The 22,851-nt window shown below is 63.5% G+C and carries 19 protein-coding genes; 13 read left to right on the top strand and 6 right to left on the bottom strand.

Translation table 11 applies throughout. From position 1 onward, the window contains the following. Positions 1–358: 358 nt before the first annotated feature. The gene (locus U0023_RS30235; protein WP_052600568.1) at positions 359–769 is read left to right on the top strand and encodes a response regulator; all 411 of its coding nucleotides are present in this window, start codon (positions 359–361) and stop codon (positions 767–769) included. Between the two features lie 689 nt (positions 770–1,458). Continuing rightward, the gene (locus U0023_RS30230) at positions 1,459–4,263 is read left to right on the top strand and encodes a bifunctional diguanylate cyclase/phosphodiesterase (protein ID WP_009762789.1); all 2,805 of its coding nucleotides are present in this window, start codon (positions 1,459–1,461) and stop codon (positions 4,261–4,263) included. Positions 4,264–4,345: 82 nt separating this feature from the next. Here the strand turns inward: U0023_RS30230 and U0023_RS30225 are convergent, their stop codons facing one another. After that, positions 4,346–4,576: a hypothetical protein gene (locus tag U0023_RS30225; protein WP_009762788.1), complete on the bottom strand. Its 231-nt coding sequence runs from the start codon at positions 4,574–4,576 to the stop codon at positions 4,346–4,348. 705 nt (positions 4,577–5,281) lie between these two features. On the opposite strand from U0023_RS30225, the gene U0023_RS30220 reads away from it, so the two are divergent. The 3 genes from U0023_RS30220 (at position 5,282) to U0023_RS30210 (ending at position 8,765) form a co-directional block, all read left to right on the top strand. Next, entirely contained in the window at positions 5,282–5,842 is a 561-nt protein-coding gene (locus tag U0023_RS30220; RefSeq protein ID WP_052600566.1) for a transglutaminase-like cysteine peptidase, read from the top strand. A gap of 346 nt (positions 5,843–6,188) precedes the next feature. Next, on the top strand, positions 6,189–7,040 hold the full coding sequence (locus tag U0023_RS30215; protein ID WP_009762786.1) for a hypothetical protein: 852 nt from the start codon (positions 6,189–6,191) through the stop codon (positions 7,038–7,040). 909 nt (positions 7,041–7,949) lie between these two features. Further along, the gene (locus U0023_RS30210) at positions 7,950–8,765 is read left to right on the top strand and encodes a glucose 1-dehydrogenase (RefSeq protein ID WP_009762785.1); all 816 of its coding nucleotides are present in this window, start codon (positions 7,950–7,952) and stop codon (positions 8,763–8,765) included. A 461-nt stretch (positions 8,766–9,226) separates the two neighbouring features. Here the strand turns inward: U0023_RS30210 and U0023_RS30205 are convergent, their stop codons facing one another. Then, complete coding sequence (locus U0023_RS30205) at positions 9,227–10,120, bottom strand: LysR family transcriptional regulator (protein ID WP_009762784.1); 894 nt, start codon at positions 10,118–10,120, stop codon at positions 9,227–9,229. Positions 10,121–10,219: 99 nt separating this feature from the next. On the opposite strand from U0023_RS30205, the gene U0023_RS30200 reads away from it, so the two are divergent. The 4 genes from U0023_RS30200 (at position 10,220) to U0023_RS30185 (ending at position 13,970) form a co-directional block, all read left to right on the top strand. Further along, positions 10,220–11,419 carry an MFS transporter gene (locus tag U0023_RS30200; RefSeq protein ID WP_009762783.1) on the top strand — a complete coding sequence of 400 codons (1,200 nt, stop codon included), beginning with the start codon at positions 10,220–10,222 and terminating at the stop codon, positions 11,417–11,419. Positions 11,420–11,492: 73 nt separating this feature from the next. Then, the gene (locus tag U0023_RS30195) at positions 11,493–12,281 is read left to right on the top strand and encodes a carboxymuconolactone decarboxylase family protein (RefSeq protein WP_009762782.1); all 789 of its coding nucleotides are present in this window, start codon (positions 11,493–11,495) and stop codon (positions 12,279–12,281) included. 68 nt (positions 12,282–12,349) lie between these two features. Next, positions 12,350–12,793 (top strand): (R)-mandelonitrile lyase, encoded by a 444-nt coding sequence (locus U0023_RS30190; protein WP_040638888.1) that lies wholly within the window; start codon positions 12,350–12,352, stop codon positions 12,791–12,793. Between the two features lie 127 nt (positions 12,794–12,920). Then, positions 12,921–13,970: an NAD(P)-dependent alcohol dehydrogenase gene (locus tag U0023_RS30185; protein ID WP_009762780.1), complete on the top strand. Its 1,050-nt coding sequence runs from the start codon at positions 12,921–12,923 to the stop codon at positions 13,968–13,970. A 114-nt stretch (positions 13,971–14,084) separates the two neighbouring features. On the opposite strand, the gene U0023_RS30180 is transcribed toward U0023_RS30185, so the two are convergent. After that, a protein-coding gene (locus U0023_RS30180; protein WP_085985159.1) for an IS630 family transposase occupies positions 14,085–15,190 on the bottom strand; the annotation gives its coding sequence in 2 pieces (ribosomal slippage) (positions 14,085–14,770 and positions 14,770–15,190; 1,107 coding nt in all). Positions 15,191–15,430: 240 nt separating this feature from the next. On the opposite strand from U0023_RS30180, the gene U0023_RS30175 reads away from it, so the two are divergent. Then, positions 15,431–15,901, top strand: a complete 471-nt coding sequence (locus U0023_RS30175) for a cyclophilin-like fold protein (protein WP_009762777.1) — start codon at positions 15,431–15,433, stop codon at positions 15,899–15,901. 160 nt (positions 15,902–16,061) lie between these two features. Then, on the top strand, positions 16,062–17,513 hold the full coding sequence (locus U0023_RS30170; protein ID WP_009762776.1) for an adenylate/guanylate cyclase domain-containing protein: 1,452 nt from the start codon (positions 16,062–16,064) through the stop codon (positions 17,511–17,513). A gap of 95 nt (positions 17,514–17,608) precedes the next feature. Here the strand turns inward: U0023_RS30170 and U0023_RS30165 are convergent, their stop codons facing one another. From U0023_RS30165 to U0023_RS30155, 3 genes are all read right to left on the bottom strand, one after another. Then, positions 17,609–18,373, bottom strand: coding sequence for an SDR family NAD(P)-dependent oxidoreductase (locus U0023_RS30165; protein ID WP_009762775.1), 765 nt, complete (start codon positions 18,371–18,373; stop codon positions 17,609–17,611). A gap of 130 nt (positions 18,374–18,503) precedes the next feature. Further along, positions 18,504–19,577, bottom strand: coding sequence for a PQQ-dependent sugar dehydrogenase (locus U0023_RS30160; protein ID WP_009762774.1), 1,074 nt, complete (start codon positions 19,575–19,577; stop codon positions 18,504–18,506). Positions 19,578–19,603: 26 nt separating this feature from the next. Continuing rightward, on the bottom strand, positions 19,604–20,626 hold the full coding sequence (locus U0023_RS30155; protein WP_009762773.1) for an alpha/beta hydrolase: 1,023 nt from the start codon (positions 20,624–20,626) through the stop codon (positions 19,604–19,606). 237 nt (positions 20,627–20,863) lie between these two features. On the opposite strand from U0023_RS30155, the gene U0023_RS30150 reads away from it, so the two are divergent. After that, complete coding sequence (locus tag U0023_RS30150) at positions 20,864–21,757, top strand: LysR family transcriptional regulator (protein WP_009762772.1); 894 nt, start codon at positions 20,864–20,866, stop codon at positions 21,755–21,757. Positions 21,758–21,773: 16 nt separating this feature from the next. Beyond that, positions 21,774–22,667, top strand: a complete 894-nt coding sequence (locus U0023_RS30145; protein ID WP_009762771.1) for a LysR family transcriptional regulator — start codon at positions 21,774–21,776, stop codon at positions 22,665–22,667. Positions 22,668–22,851: the final 184 nt, after the last annotated feature.

The raw sequence follows: 22,851 nt of genomic DNA, 5'->3' as shown, positions 1-22,851 counted from the left end.
TTCCAATGAGATAATTGCCTCCTCAACGCAGGTGGTTCAACAGGATCCAAACAGAGAACCCCAGGCGTGGGATGCCTGGGGTTCCTAGTTCCGATACACAGAGGTTACTCAGAGACAGGAAGAGTACCCTCACGGGCCTCAGTTCAACGCCGCCTTAGAGCCATAGGTCCGTTAAACTTTGGACGGTATGTACGTTCTATTGCGTTCCGAAGCTTTCCCTGTCCCAGCGCTAAACGATCAGGCTCGGCTCCAGATGAAGCCGCTCCAGATGAAGCCTCCGAGCTCTACCTGAGTGGTAGGAACGCCCCATATCCGCTGCCGTTGCCACCAGACCAATCCTTGATGATGAACCTCATCCATGTCCCTTTCCGAACCCCGCATGGTCGTCCTTATCGTTGAAGATGAACCTCTGGTCCGGATGTTCATGGCTGATTTCCTCGACGAGGCGGGGTTCAAGGTCCTTGAGGCCGTGGACGCGGACGAGGCCCTGACCGTCCTCAAGGCCCGCCCCGATATTCAGGCCATTGTCAGCGATGTCGAGATGCCGCGAGGCTCGATGAATGGCTTTGAACTCGCCCGAGCCGTCCACGAGCAATGGCCAGGAATTGGAATGGTCATCACCTCCGGACGGAAGCGGCCTGGCCCTGATGAACTACCTGAGGCCGTGGCGTTCCTTTCCAAGCCGTATCTGCCCGATACGGTCATCGAGGTGATCCGTCAGATGGCGCTGCCGCAGGTGGTTGAACCACAGATGGCCAACAGAGCCTGACCGTCGGAACACACGGACGCGCGCCGATCCACAGCAATCGTGAGGTGGGCTGCGGTGCTTGTTGTAACTGTTAAAGCTTCGTTTTCGGTTTGCCCTTAGAACGGTCGGACGCCCGTGACGAGCGGTTCATCCGTTCGACGTGCGATGCGCAACAAAATACAAGAACAGCGTCCAGCATTCGGGACTTCGATGTCAGATCTCTCACGAGTACAGGAGCTTGTGGCCCTTCGAACGGCTCTGGGCTTCTCGCAAAGCACGATGGCTTTCCATCTTGAACTTGGCGTTCGAGAATATCAGTCCTTCGAGTGGGGGGAGGCGGAGATCCCGAACCTCTACATGCTGGCCGCAGAGCGGATTGCGATAATCCAAGCCGTCCGGCAACGGGCTCCACTAATGGTACCTCCGGCCATCAGGGAGGAAGCACTCACCCTCGCAACCCTGATGAACGCCTCCTAGGCCCCGCAGGGGGTGCCTCTAATCGGGAGAAAGAGCGTACTGGAGAATGGATATCCCGCTCGCCTTGCATGATACACCAGTGCATAGGAGTTCTTTCGCAACTTGTGCCGCGGCGCCACGTTGCAACTACAAGGCGCCATTGCGTAGAAGCATGGCGGCGGGTCGCTGGCCACCAGGGGTTACCCTTTGTCCCCAGTGCTTGCTGACTTTGGTGAGATGAAGAAGGCGTGCGGGTGATCGCCGAAGATTTGCTCAGCAGCATTCTTGAAAGCAGCATCGACTGGATCGAAGTGCTCGATCCGGATGCCCGTCTGCTCCTGATGAACAGGGCTGGTCTTCGGGCGATGGACATTACAAGTCCTCGGGTCCTTGTCGGCCAATCCTGGGTCCACTGCTGGGCTCAACCGGGCCAGGAGGCAGCGCGTCGAGCTGTCCAGGATGCCCTGGCAGGGCGAGCCGGACGGTTCCAGGGATCCCGCGCCACGGTCAACGGAACACCTAGACGGTGGGATGTCGTCCTCACCCTGGTACGAGCGTTCGGCGGTCGCCCGGACCGCCTGCTGTCAATCGCACGCGACGTGACAGGACAGGTCGACCTCGCGCAGGAACTCAGCAGGACCGGGCGGCGGCACAGAGCCCTGGCGGAGGCGAGCGCGGCCATCATCTGGCGGGTCACCCCGGACGGTTGCTCCCTCGAAGGCGAAGGCTGGGACGCCTTCTGCGGCGTGGCCGTGGAAAAGGGCCAACGCGGCTGGTGGCTGCAATTGGTCCATCCGGCCGACCGCGAGCGTGTGTCGGCCGCCTGGCATGCGGCCCTGCGCGACGGGGAGCCTTATGCCTGCGAGTTCCGCGTTCGCCATGTCGGCGGCGCGTACCGGTGGGTCGCTGATCGCGGTGTGCCTCTCAGGGACGAGGACGGGATCATCGAGGAATGGGTCGGCACGATCTCCGACATTCACGAGCGCAAGCAAGCCGAGGAGGCGCTTCGGGACAGCGAGGAGCGCCTGCGACTTGCCCTTGAGACGACGTCAACCGGAATTTGGGACGCCGATCTCGTCACCGGCGGCCGACAATGGACGCCCGAGACACGGCGCATCCTCGGCATCTCGGCCGAGGCGCCGGTGACACGCGACAGTTTCCTCGACTGCGTTCACCCGGATCATCGAGCCGAGGTGGAGAGCACGTTCTTTGTCGACTGGCCGGCCGAAGGCCCAGGCTACAGCGGCACCTACCGCATCATCCGCGCGGACAACGGCGAGGAGCGGTGGGTGGCCGCCACTGGTCGAACGCTGCTCGACGAGAACGAGCGGCCGGTGCGCAAGATCGGTACGCTCCAGGACATCACCCCACACAAGCGGGCGGAGGAGGCTCTCAAGGCCAGCGAGGAGCGTCTGCGCCTCGCCCTGCATGCCGGGCGCATGGTGGCCTGGGAGCGTGATCTTGCAACCGAGCATGTCACTCGGTCCCCCAATGCACTTGGGTTGCTCGGCCTCGGGTCGGGCCCGTTCCCGGACTTCCTCGAGCGGGTTCACCCTGAAGATCGACCACAGGCCGAAGCACTCATCCGCCAAGCGGACGATGAAGCACCTGAGACCGTCGAGTTCCGCTACAAGCTGCCGGGGGGAGGAACGCTGTGCCTGGGTGCCCGCGCCGAAAGGGTCGGACCCAATCGTCTGATCGGCATCACGTTCGACATTACGGATCGTAAGATCGCCGAGGAACAGGCGTGGCGGTCCTCGAACCACGATCCTCTCACGGGTCTTCCCAACCGCGCCCTGTTCCAGCAGCGGCTGGAGCAGGCTCTCGGATGCGCCGGCCATAGCGGTACAAATGCGAGTCTTCTGCTGATCGACCTGGACCACTTTCAGGCGATCAACGACACCCTGGGCCATGATGCAGGCGATGCCCTGCTGAAGGAAACCGCAGCCCGCTTGTCGGCGATGATCCGCGCCTGCGATACCGTCGCGCGATTTGCCGGGGACCAGTTCATGGTGCTGATCGTGGAACCGCTGACGCTGGAGCATGCGGTTCGTTTTGCTCAATGCGTTACGGAGACCTTGCGCCAGCCCTTCTCCTACGCCGGGCGGCGGCTGACGGGCCGCGCGAGCATTGGGATTGCGGCCTTTCCCGATCATGCGTCCCGGTCAACGGAATTGATGCAGGATGCCGAGTTTGCCCTGCGCCATGCCAAGGAGCAGGGTCGGGATCGTGCTGTAACCTATTCACCCGCGCTGCGCCTCGCCAGCGAGCAGCGGGTTGGTCTCGGGCGAGATGTACACGCGGCCCTCGCCAGGGATGAGTTCATTCCGCATTACCAGCCGAAAGTGTGTCTCGCGACAGGGAGCATTGTCGGGTTCGAGGCCTTGGCCCGGTGGCACCATCCAACACAAGGGCTTCTAACGCCGGGGTACTTCGGAACTGCTTTTGCCGATCCCGAACTGGCGACCGCGATCGGGCGACAGATTAACGCCAAGGTCGCGTCAGATATGCGGGGCTGGCTCGATGCGGGTCTCCCCTTCGGTCGTGTGGCGGTCAACCTGTCGCCATCGGCCTTCAATGAACCGGGGCTTGCCGATGAGCTCCTCATGATTTTGGAGCACACGGGTGTTCCGGCACGACACTTCGAGGTCGAGGTGACCGAGACCGTTTTTCTCGGTAGAAGCTCGGACCATGCCTCATCCATCCTGATGCAGCTTCATCAGCAGGGTGTCCGGATCGCGCTGGATGATTTTGGAACCGGCTATGCCTCCCTGACGCATCTCAAGCAGTTTCCCGTCGATCATGTGAAGATCGATCAGAGCTTTGTCCGGGAACTGGAGCGGGACGAGGGTGACGAGGCCATCGTTTCGGCCATTATCGGACTATGCCGGAAGCTCAGCATCGAAGTGACAGCCGAGGGGGTGGAGACCCCGGGCCAAGCCCAGCGCCTCCGCGGGTTGGGCTGCCACCGTGCACAGGGCTATCTCTATGCAAAGCCCGTCGCCTGCACACAGGTGCCGTCGCTCCTGACAAGCTGGAAGGCAAAGGAAGCCATTTAGGTTTGAGCGAGCGATGCTGTCTGCGACTCAGGCGCGGGCAGCTTGTGATAAGCAGCAAGGTACCCTGCTCGGTTCTGTTTGATCAGACCAGTGCTCCCGTAGTGCCGACCCGCCGTTCGGCGATGGCCTCCTTCAACGCGACAAGAAGGACGCCAATGTCTTCATCCAGCAGCGTGATTGCATTGCGGGCACATTGCCGGAAGTGCTCTCTGCGAATCGAAGGCTCGGTTTCCCATGAACATACCTGGTGCTCAGCCTCATGAATGGCCTGCGCAACCAGCTCGACCGTATGTTCAGATATTTTCCCATCCATGATTTCACCTCGCGCAGCCGCTCCAAGGGAACGTCAATGCGCCCCACGTGTCAGAGGCTGGCCAGCAGAAGGCTAGCTCCGATGAAGGAGCCAAGAGAGGCAACGAAAAGGATCGACGCACGCTGAAACGAGGGGCTGGCATCAGTGCCATTCTCTGGTTCAGGTGAGATGTCGTGTGAGGATCGATCGTGAGGCATGAGCTTATCCTGACTTCAGATGATATGGCATGGTCGCCAAACGGGGGCAGGTGGCGCTCTATTCCCTCACGAATTCTATCAAAGTGTTTCAAGTACGTCGCAACGCAGCGCCTGTCTCACACGGCAGGTACAAGTGAACGTGAGAGTTCATGCCGAAACTGATATTGAATCTGACTGTCACGCTTTGGATGAGCCCCTCGAAATGGAGAACGGCGATGACAAACTTCTCGTGGCCGGGAGAACGGCACCCGCCACGGACAAGTTGTCTCGCGTGCTCCACCGGATTGTCCCTCGCGGCGAGTTGGGAACACTCATCGTTACGAAGTGCAGTGCGGCAATCGTGTATCCCGATCAACCTTCATGTTGACTGCGGGGCAGGCAAACCACGATGTCGCTGCCGAGCCGCCTCATTCTAGGCTTAGAGTCATAGTTAATGCGCTCCTAACAAAACAAACAGGTCGGCCGCCGCAAGTATCGGCCAGAACCAATGCAGTTTGGGGGCAATCCTATGATGTCGATCTCTCGCGGCTTGGCCGGTGGCCTTGCACTCACTCTGGCGATGGCTGTTCATGCCGTTCCGGTCGCGGCCAAGCCTACGGCTCATTTCATTCTTACGCCCGAGCGGATGGCCGAGCTGCGGCAGATCAACAGCCATGTGAACAACACCATCGTCGAAGTGTCCGACATGGAGCAGTACGGGCGCGAGGACGTCTGGACATTGCCGACGAGTGGCAAGGGGGATTGTGAAGATTTCGCGCTACTGAAGCGCAAGCTGCTCGTGCAGCGTGGCTGGCCAGCCTCGGCGCTGTCGATCTCGGTCGGCACGACCTCATCCGGTGAGCCGCATGCGGTGCTGGTCGTGACAACGGGCAGCGGCGAGTACGTCCTCGACAACCTGACCTCGTCCATCCTGCCGCCAGCCCAGACAGGCCACACGTTCCTTTCACGCCAATCAGGGCGTGGGTGGGTTTCGGCGTCGGGCGCAAGAACCAGCGAGCCGACGGTGGACCTGCCTGTCGCCCGCAGCCTGCCCGTGGCGCAGACCGGGTTCCGCCAGCCGCGCGGCTGACCCGCTCCCTTCCCAGGTAAGCGGTGGAACTGAGCCGGCAATAACATCGTTGCCCGATTGTGGCCCCTTGGCCAGAGAAGCACCATCCATCGAGTATTGCTTGCCCCTGATAGTTCAAGACTATCAGGGGCTTTCGTTTGGGCCGCCGTCAACGGCCAGGCTAAAACCCAGGTGCAGCCAGGTATAAAGGTTGCCTATCTGTTAACAGGCGCAGATATATTCACGTATCTTCTGAAAAATATTTCTAAGAATGCGCCGGAACCATGGTCCCAGCTGGGCGTCATCTAGCAACCTGAGCCGCTCTTCTGCGATCAGCCCTCATCAGTACTCTCTTGTAAGGTGAACCATGAAGCGTTCGCACGCTCTCGCTTTGTCTGCGATGACCCTGTTTCTTGCCGCGTCGGCTTCCGCCCAGGCCCAGATGCCCAGGTCAGGCCAGCAGTGCCAGCCCGCCGTTGCCAATGCATCCCTATACGGCAACTGCCGCCTGCGCATCGTCCAGGGCCAGGAAGTCTGCCGCTGCGCGATCCTTCCGCAGGCGCGACGTGCGGTCAACCAAGGGGCTAGAGCCGAGACGACTGGATCCATCGGGGTTCCCGGAGCATCGTTCCTGGATCGTCTCTTCGGCGCCGGCACGAACTCGGTCGCAGTCGGTACGTCAGCGCGATCCGCGGTAGGTTCTTCTGCGATTGCTGGTTCCACGAGGGGCAGCAGCGCGACTTCCTCCGGCAGCACCATGGCAGGCGCAGCCGCAACCTCGGGTTCCGGTAGCGCGGGCGGACGATCCGCAGGCGGAGGCCTCGCCGGAGCCGCTTCAGGCGATGCATCGGCTGGCGCTTCCCTTGGCGGGAACTCTGCGAGTGGCGGTGGCCCGGCCGGCAGCACCGGCGGCCTTGGAGGCTCGAGCGGTGGTGGCAGCCGCGGGTCGGCAGGGTCGGGCGGCAATGGCAATAGTGCCGGGACGGGCCATGGCAACGGACCGGGGAATGGAAACGGTCAGGGACCCGGCAACAACAACGGCCTAGGCAACGGATCGGAGCCGGCCGACAACTCCAGCACCGATGTGAAGGGCACCGATCCCTCCAACCCAGGCGGCGGCAACGGCAACGCCGGAGGTGGCGGTCGCGGAGGCAACGGTGGCGCTAGCGGCAACGGCCATGGTGGCGGGAACGGCGGTGGTAATGGTGGGAGGCGGTGATCTTCGGCTCCTGCCGTCGGCTTGATGCTCCAGCCTAACCGTCCTTCTGGGCTACAGGTCAACATAGGATCTAGCCGAGGCCCTTGGCTTCTTGAACAGCCAAGGGCCAACCGGGCGCTTCTACCCGCCAGCCGGGCATTGCCTGTACCCTGATGCAAGCTCGACACGCCGTCTGAGACAATTGTTGCGGTTTGTGTGAAAAGTCTGCTTGGAGTCATCTTCTGCCGATCTCTCGACCTCCAGGAACATCCGATGTTCCTGACAAGAGCAGACCTTGGATCAACTTCCGAGAGGTGCCAGAAAGCGACGTTTGGTGCTCTGCCTATACGTCCCCTCTGGCATTCGCGCGTCCATGCGGGCCACCGGGGATGCGTTCCAAGGCCGAGAGTGATGGCCAACAGGGCTGGTGTTATGCTGCCTGGCTGCCTGTGGTAAGTCAGTAGATCCAGGTCCGGGACATGCCGGGCCCTGTCCGTGCGCCCGCACCGGATCCCTGCCCTCGAGGTAGTCATCCTGTGCCGCATGCTGCTCGGCGACATGCGGCAGGCACAATCAGCAGCATCACAGGCCCGATTCGCCGATGCCAGGGAAGGCGATCTGGCCTGATTGATCCCTGATCAAATCCAGCCTGGATCGATGAGATTGAGCACGCCGTTCGGGATGCCTTGAGAAACGGCCAGCACGGATAAGCCGAGGCACCGGTGCGCGCTCGACGACCTCGCGTGGGTTCCGCCCCAGTCGCGCTCTCTGGGCTTTTGTCGGCGGGTGCGAGCGGCCGAGATCTGCGGGGTTGATCCAATCGGCAGCCTGGCACACCCTCACGTGGAGGGATGGTCCATACAAGTAAGCCAAACTGGGGAATCCGGTGCCCTTTCCAATGCCACCCGAGCATTCCAGAGGAACGACATCATGACAACGACTGGCCGGCTTGCAGGGCGCTATGCCCTGATCACAGGAGCGTCACGTGGGATTGGTCGGGCGATTGCCATCCGCTTCGCCCAGGAAGGCGCCACGGTCGCCATCAACTTCAGCGGCTCGCGAGGCGCCGCCGAAGAGACGCTCCGTCAGGCTCAGGAGGCCTCCCGCGGCGCCGGCGGCTCCGACAAGCCTCACATGATCGTCAAGGCCGACGTCGGCGATGAGCATGCCATATCACGCATGTTCGATGAGGTGCTCGGGATTTGGGGGCATCTCGATATCCTGGTGAACAACGCGGGCATCCAGTCTCAAGCGGAAAGCCACATCTACCCCCTCGAGGAGTATCGGCGCATCCTGGACGTCAATCTGACCGGGGCCCTGGTCTGCTCGCAGGCCGCGATCAGGCATTATCTCTCGCGGCCCGGTGGAGGAACGATCCTGAACTGCTCGAGCGTTCATGAGATGGTTCCCAAACCCGGCTTCATCGCCTACTCGATCAGCAAGGGCGGCCTAAGGAACATGACGCGAACACTGGCCCTGGAATACGCAGATCGCGGCATCCGGGTGAATGCGGTTGCTCCCGGAGCCATTGTGACCGACATCAACGCGGCCTGGAAGGATGATCCGGAGGCGCGCTCGAACGTCGAGAGCCATATCCCGATGGGCCGAGCAGGCACGCCGGAGGAGATGGCAGCCGTGTTCGCGTTCCTGGCCTCCGATGATGCCTCGTACGTGACAGGCCAGACGCTCTATGCCTGCGGCGGACTGACATTATTCGGCGAGTTCAAAGAGAACTGGTCGTCCTAAGCGGGAGTATAGGCGCTTCCTGTATTGGGTCGAGTGTCGGCTTTGGGTCTTGGTTGTGTAGAAACGCTGACGTGTCGCTCGCTAAAGCAATTCTATGTCTCGCGAGGCCGATTGGACCAGAGAATCCACGGCATACAAGGCCAATGTTGTCCAAATAGTTCGTCGAGAACGGACCCGTTCGTGTTTTGATACAACCTGGGTCAAAGAGTAACGTTGGGCGGACCAATTGAAGGTCGGCTCGTCGTGCCTGTGCAGAAGTTCGGCTTCCGTCTGCCTCGTGCCAGGAGCAGCCGTTGGCGGTCATTGCGATATGGAGCCTGAACCGAACGCCCCGGGCTCCAAATCACTGCTCACGTGGAGAGGTGCTGACCGAAGAACGACTGGAGCTTGTCGAATGGAATCGCGTCGCTGAGCTCAGCTCATCACTCTCACGGGATTTTTGAGGATCAGCCCTCCTTGTTTCAGCCCTGTTGGCGCAGAGCCTCGACAACGAGGTTGAAGGCCGGGGAGGACTGCCGTCGGCTCGGATAGTACAGGTGGTACCCTGTCCACGACGGGCACCAATCCTCGAGGACTCGCTGGAGGCGGCCGGAGGCGATGTGCGGCAGCGCGATGTCCTCCGGGACGTGGGCGAGCCCGAAGCCGTCCACCGCGGCATTGAGGACCTGAAAGATACCGTTGAACACGAGTTGGCCGTCGACCCGGACGGCCAGTTCCTGTCCATCCCGTTCGAACTCCCAGGCGTAAAGCCCGCCATAGGTGGGCAGGCGCAGGTTGATGCAGGTATGGCCGAGGAGGTTCTGAGGGGTGATGGGCCGTGATCTGCCCGCGAAGTAGGATGGTGCCCCGATCACCGCAAAACGAACATCGGGGCTGATGCGCATCGCGATCATGTCCTTGGCAACCTGCTCGCCAAGGCGCACGCCCGCATCGAACCGCTGCTCGACGATGTTGGTCAGGCCCTCTTCAAGGGCAATTTCCACCTTGATGTCGGGGTAGTCGGGAAGAAACGTCCTGAGCTTCGGCCAGAGGATCGTCTCAGTGACATGGTAGCCCGCCGTGATCCTGATCGTGCCGGCAGGCTTCTCTCTGAACTCGCTCAATCCATCCAACTCGGCCTCGATCTCGGCCAGCCTGGGGCCCGCGGTCCGGAGGAGGCGCTCCCCGGCCTGAGTGGGCGCCACAGAGCGCGTGGTCCGGGTCAGGAGCCGCACGCCCAATCGTTCCTCAAGGCCGCGCACCGTGTGGCTCAGGGCCGATTGCGAGACGCCGAGCTGTGCGGCGGCCTTCGTGAAGCTCCGCTCCCGCGCAACCGCCAGGAAGGCGATCAGGTCGTTGATGTTCTCGCGGGCCATTCATGAGCTCCACTCATAGGTTCATGCAGGTCTTAGCACCTAATCGATCCAATGAGGACGCCCTAACTTCCGGCTTCCATTCGGTATCGTGAGACATTGATGACAGTCGGAACCGCCTCCACCTACGACGTAATTCCTGATCGCTCTCCGGCATGGGGTGCGGTCCTTGCCATGTCGCTGTGCTGCATGGTGCTCGTCGCCTCGGAGTTCATGCCGGTCAGCCTGCTGACCCCGATTGCCGCCGATCTCCACATGACCGAGGGCCAAGCCGGCCAGGCGATCTCCGTCTCGGGCATCTTCGCGGTGCTCACGAGCCTGTCCATCTCGGGCCTGACGTCCCGATGGGATCGGCGCACCGTCCTGCTCGTGTTGGCCCTCTCGCTGATCGTCTCCGGAACGGTCGTGGCCCTTGCACCGAACTACACGATCCTCATGGCCGGTCGGGCGGTGCTCGGCATCGCCATCGGGGGATTCTGGTCGATGTCGGCCGCGGCGGTGATGCGCCTGGTGCCGGAGGACCGCGTGCCTCGCGCCCTGGCGCTCCTGCAAGGCGGGACGGCGTTGTCCTCCATCGTCGCGGCGCCACTGGGCAGCTTCCTCGGCGGCTACATCGGATGGCGCGGAGCCTTCTTCTGCGTGGTGCCCCTGGCGGCCATCGCGCTGGTCTGGCTGCTGGCAAAGCTGCCCTCCATGCACGCGGGGCAGTCGACCGGCTCGGGCAACGTGTTCAAGCTGCTCCGCCGGCCCGTGGTGGCCTCCGGCATGGTGGCGATCACTCTCTTCTTCATGGGTCAGTTCGCGCTGTTCACCTACCTGCGGCCGTTCCTCGAGATCGTGACCCATGTCGATGTTCCGACCCTGTCGCTGATCCTGCTGCTCTTGGGCATCACCGGCCTCGCCGGAACCACCCTCATCGAAACGTTCCTGAAGAATGGGATGTATGGCGTGATGATCGCCATCCCGCTTGCGATGGCGGCAATTGCCATCGCCCTGATCGCCTTCGGAAGCTGGCTCGCTGGAACGGCATTCCTGCTCGGCGCATGGGGCTTGCTCGGCGCTCCGGCCCCCGTGGCCTGGAACACCTGGCTGACCCGGACCTTGCCCGAGGACGCCGAAGCCGGCGGCGGGCTGATGGTGGCCGCCATCCAACTGGCGATCACACTAGGCGCGACCGTGGGTGGCCTGCTGTTCGACATGAGCGGCTATCAGAGCACCTTCGGTGCGAGCGCAGCCATGCTGGCGGCTGCGGGGCTCATGGCGTTCGTGACGAAGCGTGCGGGATCATCGGCACGCACGTGAGCACCGCACCGGCTGCCGCGATCATCGCGCCACCCCCCTCGCCCGTCGATCACCATGCAAAGGATCATCGTCCATGAAGTTTCTGGCCGCCACTCTCGCATCCCTCGTATTGGCAACCCCCGTCGTTGCACAAGGAAGCGCTCCCATGTCCACACCTCTCGAAAACACCTCGACGCTCTCGATCTCTGACATCCAGTCGGTCTCCCCGGCCCTCGGCCGATACGCCAAGGAAGACGTCGCCGGCCTGTGGCAGCGTCCGCAGCTTTCCCGTCGCGACCGCAGCCTCGTCACGGTGGCGATCCTGATCGCACGCAACCAGACATTGGACCTGCCGCACTACATCAACCTTGCCCTCGACAGCGGGGTAACGCCGCGCGAGCTCTCCGAGGCGATCACCAATCTCGCCTTCTACGCGGGCTGGCCGAACGCCATGGCGGCGGTTGCCGTCACCAAGGATATCTTTGCCCAGCGGCGGATCGGGCCGGATCAGTTGCCGGCCGCATCGCCGCAGCTCCTGCCGCAGAACGAGCAGGCGGAGGCAATCCGGGTCGCGAGCGTGCAGCGCCTTCTCGGAACCGCGGCTCCCGGCCTTGGCCAGTACACCACCGATCCGCTCTTCAAGGACGTGTGGCTGCGTCCCGACCTGTCGCCGCGCGACCGCAGCCTCGTGACCATCACGTCGCTGATGGCGAACGGGCAGGTGGCCCAGCTCGGGGGCCATCTGAACAGGGCCCTGGACAACGGCCTGACGCAGGAACAGGCCGGTGAGGTGGTCACGCAGATCGCCTTCTATGCCGGCTGGCCCAATGCCTTCTCCGCCGGCCCGGTCGTCGCAGAAGTCTTCAAGGGTCGGTCCAACTGACCAAAGCCGTCGCGCCATCTCCTCCCCTGAAAGGATTCAACGTGAAGAACACCTTCATCGCCGCCACCATGACCGCTGCCGCCCTCGTCGGTGAGCCGGCCAATGCACAGGAGATCCAGGTTTTTCCGAGCGGCTCCTCGCCCTCCGTGATCGCCGATCCGAAGAACTTCTCGGGTCAGGTGGTGGTCGATCTGCTCACACCGCCATCCGTCGAGACCCCGGCCTCCTCGGGCTTGGTGACCTTCGCTCCACGCGCCCGCACCGCCTGGCACAGCCATCCGGCCGGTCAGACGCTTATCGTCACGGCCGGCAAGGGCTGGGTCCAGCGGGAAGGCCAGGCTCGTCAGGAGATCAAGCCCGGCGACGCCGTGTGGATTCCGGCCGGGATCAAGCACTGGCATGGCGCGACCGACACCAACGGCATGAGCCACATTGCAATCACCTACATCCAAAACGGCAAGAACGCAGATTGGATGGAGTTGGTCACCGACCAGGAATACGCCATCCGATAGCGGCGCATTCAAGCGAGATGGGAGCCATGAACACGGCTCGTCATGGCAGGTTCGGCTGAACTCTGCTCGCCTGACCACCCTTCAACAGACGTTCACCTAATTATCTAATCAACGAAAGTACGCTTCCATGACTGTAAAGGCCTTTGGCGCCTACGCCGGAGACAAGCCGCTCGAACCGATGGATATCAACCGCCGGTCGGTCGGGCCTCATGATGTCGGTATCGAGATTGCCTTCTGTGGCGTGTGCCACTCGGACATCCATCAGGTGCGCTCAGAATGGGCAGGCACCCTGTATCCTTGCGTGCCGGGGCACGAGATCGTCGGACGCGTGTCGGCGGTCGGTGCGCATGTGTCGAGCCACAAGGTCGGCGATCTGGTCGGCGTCGGGTGCATCGTTGACAGTTGCAAGCGCTGCGACGATTGCAGCGACGGATTGGAAAACTACTGCGACCACATGGTGGGCACCTACAATGGTCCCACGCCCGATGCACCGGGTCACACGCTGGGAGGCTACTCGCAGCAGATCGTGGTGCATGAGCGTTATGTGCTGCGCATCAGCCACCCCGAGGAGCAACTGGCTGCCGTTGCGCCGCTGCTATGCGCCGGCATCACCACGTATTCGCCGCTGCGCCATTGGGACGTCGGCCCCGGCCACAAGGTGGGCGTGGTCGGCATCGGCGGCCTGGGCCACATGGGCATCAAGCTCGCAAACGCGATGGGTGCGCACGTGGTGGCGTTCACCACCTCCGAGTCGAAGCGCGAGGCCGCAACGGCATTGGGCGCGCATGAGGTCGTCGTCTCCCGCAACGCCGACGAGATGGCAGCGCACGCCGGGAGCCTCGACTTCATCCTCAACACGGTGGCAGCGGCGCATGACCTCGACGCCTTCTTCGCACTGCTCAAGCGCGACGGAACCATGACGCTCGTCGGCGCACCGGCAACGCCGCATCCGTCGCCGGAGGTGTTCAGCCTGATCATGAAGCGCCGCAGCCTGGCCGGCTCGATGATCGGCGGCATCCCCGAGACGCAGGAGATGCTGGACTTCTGTGCCAAGCACGGGATCGTTGCCGACATCGAGCTGATCCGGGCGGACGGGATCAACGAGGCCTACGAGCGGATGCTCAAGGGCGACGTGAAGTATCGCTTCGTGATCGACACCGCATCCCTGGCATCCTGACCTCTATCGAGGGTGCCATTGGCCATCCGACGGCCAGGATCATGAAGCTGTCGTCGGCCCGGGGAGCATTCGGTTCTCCGGGCCGGTACCCGTACTAGTCCTTTTCCACAGGGATCATGCAGGATAGAGCCGCCGTAGTTTGGAGCGGGCCTGCATGGTCGTGAAATGCCAATGTGCCTTGGCTCTGATGCAATTGCGCTCGGCCTCCCAGGCGTCGATCTCGCGCTGGAGCACTGTTGGGTTCGGCAGACGCCGGCGCAAGCATTGGCGGCTGAGGATCGCGACCTCCAACTCCGCCATGTTGAGCCAGCTCCCGTGTTTGGGCGTGTAGTGAAACTCCAGCCGTTTCACGAGGCGGCGCGCCTCCGCAGGCGGGAAGGTCTGGTACAGAGCCGAAGGGCTGTGGGTGCTGAGATTGTCCAGCACCACTGCAATGACCGAGGCATCAGGATAATGATCATCCGCGAGCGCCCGCATCTGCTCGGCAAAATCCTTGTTCGTGCGATGGGCGGTCACCGCCACGTGGCGCCAGCCGGCCAGCGGCTCAAAGCACAGGAACAGGTTGGCCGTACCCTGCCGTCGATACTCATAGTCCACCCGGGTTGGGCGACCGGGAGCCACCGGTTGGGGAGAGCGCTTGTCGGCGAGCAGCTGGAACGGCAACTCGTCAAAGCAGACCACCGGCCGGTCAGCGCTGTAGGGCTTGGCATACAGATCGAGCACGTCCTCCATGCGCCAGACAAAGTCCGCTCCCACAGAGGCAATGCACCACTGCTTGCGCTGCCAGGGCTTCAGTGTGTTTTTTTGAGTGCCCGCCGCACCGTCTCGTCGCTGATGGTTTCCACCACCCCGAGCTCCACCAGGCGGTCGGCCAGCAGCTGCATGGTCCAGTGCCCTCGACCTGAGGGCGCGTTGCTGCAGGCCAGCGCCACCAGAAAGGCCTCCTGCTTGCGATCGAGCTTGGGCCGGCCGCCGGGCCTCGGCTTCTCATGGAGCGCACGGACGGCACGGCCCTCGACGAAGCGCCGCCGGGTGCGCTCGACCGTGGCAGGATGGACATGCAGGCTGGCCGCGATCTGGGCATCGGTCTTGTGCTCGTCAGCAGCCAGCAGAATCCGGGCGCGGGTGAGCGTACGGGCCGGGGCGATGCCCTTGTTGAGCAGGCTCAGGAGGTCAGTGCGCTCGCGGCGGGTGAGATCGACAAGGTAGCGCTTGAGCATGGGAGAGCCCTCCCTCAGATCAGCCCAGTCTACACCCGCTCTAACCATCCCGCAGCTCCCCTGTGGCAAGGGACTAGCCGGCCGAAGCCTGCTGTCCATGTTTCCTGTCCCATGAGGAGAGCCCGAATAGCCTGACACCATGACGGGTCTACCCAAATCCATTGCCGGCAGCTACGGGTTAGCCCAGATAGGAAAGCCGGCAGTCGAGAAGCCTCGTCCCGCACAATCCGGAGCATGTCCATGGCGATGGGGCCACCGACGATCAGCCGCCGCGCGATGCTGGGCGCCACGCTCGCAGCCGCCGTTCCGCATCTGGCACACGGTCAGAGCGGTAGGGATCCGGCAAGCCAGAAGCCGACCGACGTGAGGATCAGGCTGACCTTCGATGGTCGAACCATGACGGCCACGCTCTACGACAACCCGTCGGCCCGCGATTTGGCCATGCTACTCCCCCTGGATCTCACGATCGAGGATTACGGCGGCAACGAGAAGATCGCCTACCTCCCGCGCAAGCTCACGGAGGATGGCAGCGGCCCGTTCGGCGACGAGCGGCCGGGTGATCTCTGCTACTTCAAGCCCTGGGGCAACCTGGCCATGTTCTACGCCGATTACCGTTGGGACGGCCTGATCCGGCTCGGCCGCTTCGACGGCAGTTTCGAGCCGCTCCGCGTGCGCGGCAAGTTCCCGTTGCACATCGAGCGCATCCGATAGGAACCAAGACCCCTGCGTTTTCGGAACGTCCGGTCCGAAAAGTGTTCGAGGGTCCGGATTGAAGGCTTGCCGGTGCCATGTCCGCTCGCACCGTGCAAGGCCCTCGTCGGAATGCTACAAGGTTCAGAATCAAAGCTTCTGGGATTGGCAGAGCGAGCATATGTCTGACTTGGCAACCCGGAGCGTCGGCTTGGTATCCAGGACCTTGGAGGGGCTGCGATCGTTCCGATCCCTCAAGATCTCGCAGGTTCGTCTTCAGGCGAGCATTCGACAGGCAGAGCTCGAAGGCCTCCGGTTCGCCTTCTACGCCCGGCTGACCGCGATCATCGTTGTTTCGGTCTGGCTGATCTGGCTCGTCCCGTGGCCACGCGATCTCTATTACGGAGCCTACGCCCTCGGGTTCTTCCTCCTGGGCTACATCCCATACCGCCTGCGTCACCATCGTTATGGCGAGGCGATCAAGCTTGGCTTCATCGTCCTCGACGTGGCCTTGGTGACGGCCGCGATCCTGGTCCCGCCGCCGGCCAGTCTCGGCGGCGAGTGGCCGATCCAGACCCGTCTGCGCGGGCAGGAATTCCTCTACGTTCTCCTTCTCCTCGGTGAGGCCGCGCTCACCTACTCCCCGAGGAGGGTGCTATGGACGGGTGTATCGATCCTCGGCATTTGGTCGATCGGCGTCTTCACGATCTACTCCCAGCCGGACACGCTGCGCTTCAACGATGCAGCCGCGGAGGGCGCGCTTACGTCAGCCGCCGTCCTGGATCTCTCCTTCAAGCCCGCCTTTGTCAGTCTGACCGCATGGTACACCCAGCTTGTGGCAACCTCGCTGTTCACCCTGCTCCTGACGCTGACCGTCTGGCGCGGCCGCCGGACCTTGTTGAACCAGGTCGAGGCCGAGGTCGTGCGCGCGGATCTCGCGCGCTACGTCTCTCCGGACGTGGCTGAGGCCCTCTCCAGCCGCGGCGCGACCGCGTTCGGAGAGCCGGCGACACGAACGGTAGCCATCCTGTTCGCAGACATCGTCGGCTTCACCAAACTCACCGAAACCCTCTCACCCGAGCGCACGTTTGCCTTGCTGCGGAGTTTCCAGGAGCGGAGCAGTGCCATCGTGTTCAAGCATGGCGGCACCCTCGACAAGTACCTGGGCGACGGCTTCATGGCGACCTTCGGCTCCATCGGTCCGCAACCGGATGCGCCGGCCCGCGCGCTCGCGTGCGCCTTCGAACTTCAGGAGGAGATCGAGCGCTGGAGCCGAAAACGGTCCGGCCGCGGCGCCGATCCGCTGCATGTCTCGGTCGGAGTCCATTGCGGTCCGGTGACCGTCGGCAATCTCGGTGGCAGGGAGCGCGTCGAGTTTACCGTCGTGGGCGACGTGGTGAACGTGGCGAGCAGGCTCGAGGAGGTGACGCGCGAGATCGGGGGCTCGATCATCGCCTCCGAGGATTGCGTCCGCGCCGCGGGAGATCAGGAGTGGCTCACGAGGTTCCAGTCCTCTCGCCAGGTTCAGCTCCGTGGCAGGCAGCAGGGCCTCCTGGTTCACATCGCCACGTGGCAGATGCGCCCTGCCGACGAGCCCCCACATCGCAAGCAGGGGCTCACGAACCTTGAATGATCGCGCAGGGTCAGGGTAGACCGCCGCGCCATCGGCTTGAACACCCGCGGACGAACGCTTGCCAGTGTGGCAAACGTTCGTCCGCGGAGGCACGATCAGCGCATGATGAGCCCGCCGTCCACCGAGATGGATTGCCCGGTCACGTAGCTGGAAGCCGAACTGCACAGCCACAGCACGGCGTCGGCGATCTCGTCGGCCCGGCCGTGCCGACGCATGGGGATGCCCTCGACCATGGCATCCAGTGCCTCCTTCTGGCCAGAGGCAACCATCTGTTCCACCATCGGGGTCCAGATCAGGCCGGGGCACACGGCGTTGACGCGGATGTTCCGCGTGGCGTATTCCAGCGCCGCGCTCTTGGTCAGGCCGAGAACGCCATGCTTGGCCGCGTGATAGGTGCCGCGCTGGGCCCCGCCCACCAGCCCGCCGAGTGACGAGCAGTTGACGATGGCTCCGCGTCCCTGCTGCCGCATGTGCTGCAACTCGTACTTCATGCAGGCCCAAATGCCACGCAGGTTGACCGAGGTCACGCGATCGAAGTCCTCGGGCGTGGCGTCGGCGGTCTCCGCGAGGACGTTCTGAATCCCGGCGTTGTTGAAGGCCACATCCAGGCGACCGAACGTGGCGACGGTCTCCTTGACCATGGCCTCGACTTCGCCCAGATCGGCCACGTCGCAGCGGATGCCGATGGCCGTGTGCCCGGCCGCGACCAGGTCATCGGCGGCGGCGCGGGCGCCGTCGCCGTTCACGTCCGCCAGCGCAACGGCCGCGCCCGCCTGCGCGAATGCCTTTGCGGTTGCCAGACCCAGGCCCGACGCGGCGCCGGTCACCAGCGCAACTTGGTTCTCGAAGGAGATATTCATGATGTCATTTCCTGTGTTGACTCAGATTTCCGGATGACGATGTCGTGGCTCCTGGACGTCATCCCTTCCTGGGAGCCATGCCCGTAGGCCTCTGGGGCCGTTGCCTCAAAAGCCTCCAAGGCAGGTCGTGTCATTGCCTCGGGGACAGTCGCAGCAGTCGGTCCTTCGAGGGACCTTCCCCCCTCGGCGACCGGTTCGTCGTGATCACGTAGAGGTCGCGCGCCACCGGCAGCACGTCCCGGATGCGGTCACCGGAACTGAACACGCGCTTGAGCGCTCTGGCGCCTTCGTCCATGGCCAGCAGTTCGCGTGAGCCGAGCGCCGCGATCACCAGTTCATCTCCGGCGAACGCGGCGCCTGCGGGCGCCCACGTGCTGCGGCCGGATTCGATCCAGGCCGGCTCCATGCCATCGCGCCGCTCGGCGCCTTGGGCCAGCGGCCATCCGTAATTCACGCCTGGCCTGATCCGGTTGATCTCGTCGTGGCCGGACTCGCCATGCTCGACCACGAACAGCTCGCCGGCCGGATTCCAGGCCATCCCCTGCGGATTGCGATGGCCGTAAGAGTAGATCAGGGAGCCCGGGAATGGGTTGTCCGGCGGTGCCTGACCACTCAGTGTCATGCGCAGCACCTTCCCGGCCAGGCTGGCCCGATCCTGCGGACGCTCGCGGTTGCCGGTCCAGCCGGTGGTCACGTAAAGGTGCCCGTCCGGCGCGATGGCGATGGCCCCGCCGTTGTAGAGCCGATGACCGGGGATCCCGACCAGCAGCACGCGGGTTTCTCGCCAGGCATCGCCGTCGAACCGCGCCTCGATGATCTTGTTGGCGAGGTCCGCATCGGAGCGGTACGAGTGGTAGAAGTAGGCGACGCCGCTTTGCGCGAAGTCCCGGGACAGCGCCATGCCGAGCAGGCCGGCGCCGCCTTCGTCCACGATCGGATCGGAGGTCTGGAGCGCATGGCGCCGCTGCCGGCCGTTCTCGATCACGACGATGTTGCCGGCCTTCTCGGTGAGCAGAAACCGATCCCCGGCACGCGCGATGTCCCAGGGATAGTCGAGGCCGTCGCTGACCACCTGCATCGACCAGTCGCTGGGCGCGGTGGCCTGGATGCGGGCGTTGCCAGCCGCATCCTGTGCCAAGGCCGCCGGGACGGCGCAGACCGTCGCTAGCGCGTAGATGGAGAGGGCGATGAGCGATGGCTTCATGTCCGTGCCTCCCTGCCGTCACGGCCTCACAGGTGCTTGCCGAAGAATTCGGCCATCTTGTCCACGGCGGGCGTCACGTACTGCGGCTTGTCGTAGAGGTCGAAGTGCGAGGCGCCGGGGATGACCAGCAGTTCCTTGGGCTGCTGGGCCTTGGCGTACGCCGCTTCGCTGAACTTGCGCGTCTCTGCGCGCTCGCCAGCGATCAGCAGCACAGGCCGGGGCGAGACCCGCTCCATGTGTTCCAGCGGGTAGTACGCCATGTGCAGGCCGGGGCTGGTCACGGTGAAGCGGTTGCGAGCGTTCGGATGAGCGCCGCGCGGGGTCAGGTAGTAATCCACCGCCTCACGGATGAAGTTGTCGCTATCGGCACTGACCTGGTCACGTGATGGAAGCAGTTGCTGCACCAACACGGGTGCGCCAGCCGCTTCCTTGTTCAGTTGCTCGGCGACGCCCTGGAGCAGCTTCTGCTGGTCCTCGGCCGTGACCGAGGCGCCCTGGATGCCGGTGCGAGTCGCATCCCCGATGTCGTAGGCGACCACGCCGGCCACCGCTTTCACGCGCAGGTCGGTCTGGGCCTCGTGCAGCGTATAGCCGCCACCGGCACAGACACCGACCGCGCCGATGCGGTTAGCATCCACCTGCGGCAGGCTGGCCAAGTAGCCCACCGCGCTCCGGATGTCCTGCACGCGGTCGGCCGGATCTTCCAGGTCGCGCGGCTCGCCGCCGCTTTCGCCGTAGTGGGAGGCGTCGTAGGCCAGCGTGATGAAGCCCTTGCGCGCCAGTTCCCGGGCGTACAGGCCAGAGGTCTGTTCCTTCACGCCGCCCCAGGGATGGGCCACGACGATTGCCGGATACTTCCTGCTACTGTCGTAGTTGGCGGGAAGGTAGAGATTGCCGGCCATGCGCACGCCGCCGTTGTCAAACGTGACCTTCTGCGAACCGACGACATTGGTACCCTGTGCCACGGTGAAGGGGTTCGTGGATTGCGCGAACGCCGGGATTGCGAACAGGATCGCGGCAGACATCAAAGAGTTTCTCAGGATGGACATTTCAGTTCCTCACTCACACGGTCGTGCGCCTCTGCGGCGCCTTAAGGCTCACTTCCAGGGCTTAGCCTTCCCTGGCTGAGACGGAAGTTAGATGGCGCATCCGACATCGGATAGACGGCATAATTCGCATAGTGCCATAAATGCTGTTCATGAATGGCCGCATCCGATAGGGTCGGTTCCTGGCCAGATTTCGGACGAGGGCCATGGAATGGATAGGTCCCATGAAGGGGTTCATCGATGTCGCGTGACAGCTTCGGCGACCTTCTCGCATTCGTCACGGTTGCCCGCGCGCGCAGCTTCACCCGCGCAGCGGCCCAGCTTCGGGTGACGCAACCAGCCTTGAGCACCACCATCCGAGCGTTGGAGGCAAAGCTGGGCGTTCGTCTTCTCGTGCGCAGCCCGCGCGGCGTGGCGCCCACCGAGGCCGGTCAGCGGCTGCTGGATCGTCTCGCTCCCGAATTCGATGGGATCCAGGCCGAGATCGCGTCGCTCGGCGAACTTCGGGACGAGCCCATGGGAACGATCCGGATCACCGCCATCGACTACGCCATCCGGAGCACGCTTTGGCCCAAGCTGGCGACGTTCCTCCCGCAATACCCCAAGATCAAGGTCGAGCTGAACAACGAGTATGAGAGCGTCGATATCGTCGCGCGCGGGTACGACGCCGGCGTGCGGTTCGGCCAGGAACTGGCACAGGACATGATCTCGGTGCGGATCGGCCCCGACGTCCGCAACATGGTTGTGGGCTCGAAGTCCTACTTCGCAGGGCGGGCGCCGCCACAAACGCCCCGCGACCTCACCGAGCACGTTTGCATCAACCTGCGCGCCTCCACCTACGGCGGCCTCTACGAATGGGAGTTCGCCAAGGGCAAGCGCAGCGTGAATGCCCGGGTCGATGGAACGGTCACCTTCAACAACGCCTACGACATCTTCGAGGCGGCCAAGGCCGGCTTCGGGCTGGCCTACCTGCCCGAGGATATGGTTCGCCCCTGCGTCTCAGCGGGACAGCTCATCTCGGTGCTGGAGGACTGGTGCCCGGTGTGGCCCGGATTCCATCTCTATTACCCGAACCGGCGCCAACCGTCGCGCGCGATGACCTTGCTGGTCGAAGCCTTGCGCCACAGGCCGTAGCAGCGGAGAACCGTGCATGTCCGGTGAGAACTTCCGCGACCTCCAGGCCTTTCTCGCGGTTGCCCGGGAGCGAAGCTTCACCCGCGCGGCAGCGCAGTTGGGAGTATCTCAATCGGCGCTCAGCCACACCATTCGAGGCTTGGAGGCGCGGCTGGGGCTGCGTTTGCTGACGCGCACGACCCGTAGCGTATCGCCAACGGAGGCGGGTGAGCGCCTGATCCAGAGAGTAGCCCCTCGCTTCGAGGCGATCGCCGAAGAACTGGCCGCCTTCGAGGAGCTTCGCGACAAGCCTGTCGGGACCGTGCGCATCACGGCTTCCGATTTTGCGGCGAACACGATCCTCTGGCCCAAGCTGTCCAAGCTCCAGCCAAAGCATCCCCACCTCAAGATCGAGGTCGCCATCGAGCCGGGACTGACCGACATCGTCGCGGAGCGCTTCGATGCGGGTGTACGTTTCGGCGACCAGATTTCCAAGGACATGACGGCCGTTCGGATCTCGCGGGACATCCGCATGGTGATCGTCGGTGCGCCCTCCTACCTGGAAGGGCATCCGCTGCCCAAGTCTCCGTCGGACCTGACCGGGCACGAGTGCATCAACATGCGCTTCTCGATGCGTGGCGGCGTGTACGCATGGGAACTCAGGAAGGGCAAGCGGAACATGCAGGTGCGGGTTGAAGGATCCTGGACATTCAACTCCATCTACCCGGTTGTGGAGGCCGCACTCGCGGGGTTTGGCTTGGCCTACATGCCGGAGGAATTGGCGCGTCCTCATATCGACAGCGGCCGACTTCAATCCGTGCTCACGGACTGGTGCCCGACCTTCCCCGGGCTCCACATCTTCTTCGCCAGTCGACGCCAGTCGTCGCGGGCCCTGTCGCTGATCGTTGAGACACTCCGCTACCGGCGCTAGGCCGGACTCGGGCGGCTCATGAGCGGCATCTATAGCTGCCCACAGGAAGGGCCGCTTCGGGTCAGGCAGTGAAGTCCATTCACTTTTCGGAATGTCTGGTTACGTGAGGATTACGGCCCTCGGGCTAGCGTCCCAGATGTGCCATCGCGTACATTACCCTTTGCGGACCAAAGAGGGCTTTCAG

The organism is Microvirga lotononidis, assembly GCF_034627025.1.
Taxonomy (GTDB): Bacteria; Pseudomonadota; Alphaproteobacteria; order Rhizobiales; family Beijerinckiaceae; genus Microvirga; species Microvirga lotononidis.
Note: the sequence above shows the minus strand (reverse complement) of the source record. Positions and strands in the feature narration are given on the sequence as shown.

Coding starts and splice junctions, on each gene's coding strand:
- U0023_RS30235 (WP_052600568.1), top strand. CDS start 359: ATGTCCCTTTCCGAACCCCGCATGGTCGTCCTTATCGTTGAAGATGAA.
- U0023_RS30225 (WP_009762788.1), bottom strand. CDS start 4,576: ATGGATGGGAAAATATCTGAACATACGGTCGAGCTGGTTGCGCAGGCC.
- U0023_RS30220 (WP_052600566.1), top strand. CDS start 5,282: ATGATGTCGATCTCTCGCGGCTTGGCCGGTGGCCTTGCACTCACTCTG.
- U0023_RS30215 (WP_009762786.1), top strand. CDS start 6,189: ATGAAGCGTTCGCACGCTCTCGCTTTGTCTGCGATGACCCTGTTTCTT.
- U0023_RS30210 (WP_009762785.1), top strand. CDS start 7,950: ATGACAACGACTGGCCGGCTTGCAGGGCGCTATGCCCTGATCACAGGA.
- U0023_RS30205 (WP_009762784.1), bottom strand. CDS start 10,120: ATGGCCCGCGAGAACATCAACGACCTGATCGCCTTCCTGGCGGTTGCG.
- U0023_RS30200 (WP_009762783.1), top strand. CDS start 10,220: ATGACAGTCGGAACCGCCTCCACCTACGACGTAATTCCTGATCGCTCT.
- U0023_RS30195 (WP_009762782.1), top strand. CDS start 11,493: ATGAAGTTTCTGGCCGCCACTCTCGCATCCCTCGTATTGGCAACCCCC.
- U0023_RS30190 (WP_040638888.1), top strand. CDS start 12,350: ATGACCGCTGCCGCCCTCGTCGGTGAGCCGGCCAATGCACAGGAGATC.
- U0023_RS30185 (WP_009762780.1), top strand. CDS start 12,921: ATGACTGTAAAGGCCTTTGGCGCCTACGCCGGAGACAAGCCGCTCGAA.
- U0023_RS30175 (WP_009762777.1), top strand. CDS start 15,431: ATGGCGATGGGGCCACCGACGATCAGCCGCCGCGCGATGCTGGGCGCC.
- U0023_RS30170 (WP_009762776.1), top strand. CDS start 16,062: ATGTCTGACTTGGCAACCCGGAGCGTCGGCTTGGTATCCAGGACCTTG.
- U0023_RS30165 (WP_009762775.1), bottom strand. CDS start 18,373: ATGAATATCTCCTTCGAGAACCAAGTTGCGCTGGTGACCGGCGCCGCG.
- U0023_RS30160 (WP_009762774.1), bottom strand. CDS start 19,577: ATGAAGCCATCGCTCATCGCCCTCTCCATCTACGCGCTAGCGACGGTC.
- U0023_RS30155 (WP_009762773.1), bottom strand. CDS start 20,626: ATGTCCATCCTGAGAAACTCTTTGATGTCTGCCGCGATCCTGTTCGCA.
- U0023_RS30150 (WP_009762772.1), top strand. CDS start 20,864: ATGTCGCGTGACAGCTTCGGCGACCTTCTCGCATTCGTCACGGTTGCC.
- U0023_RS30145 (WP_009762771.1), top strand. CDS start 21,774: ATGTCCGGTGAGAACTTCCGCGACCTCCAGGCCTTTCTCGCGGTTGCC.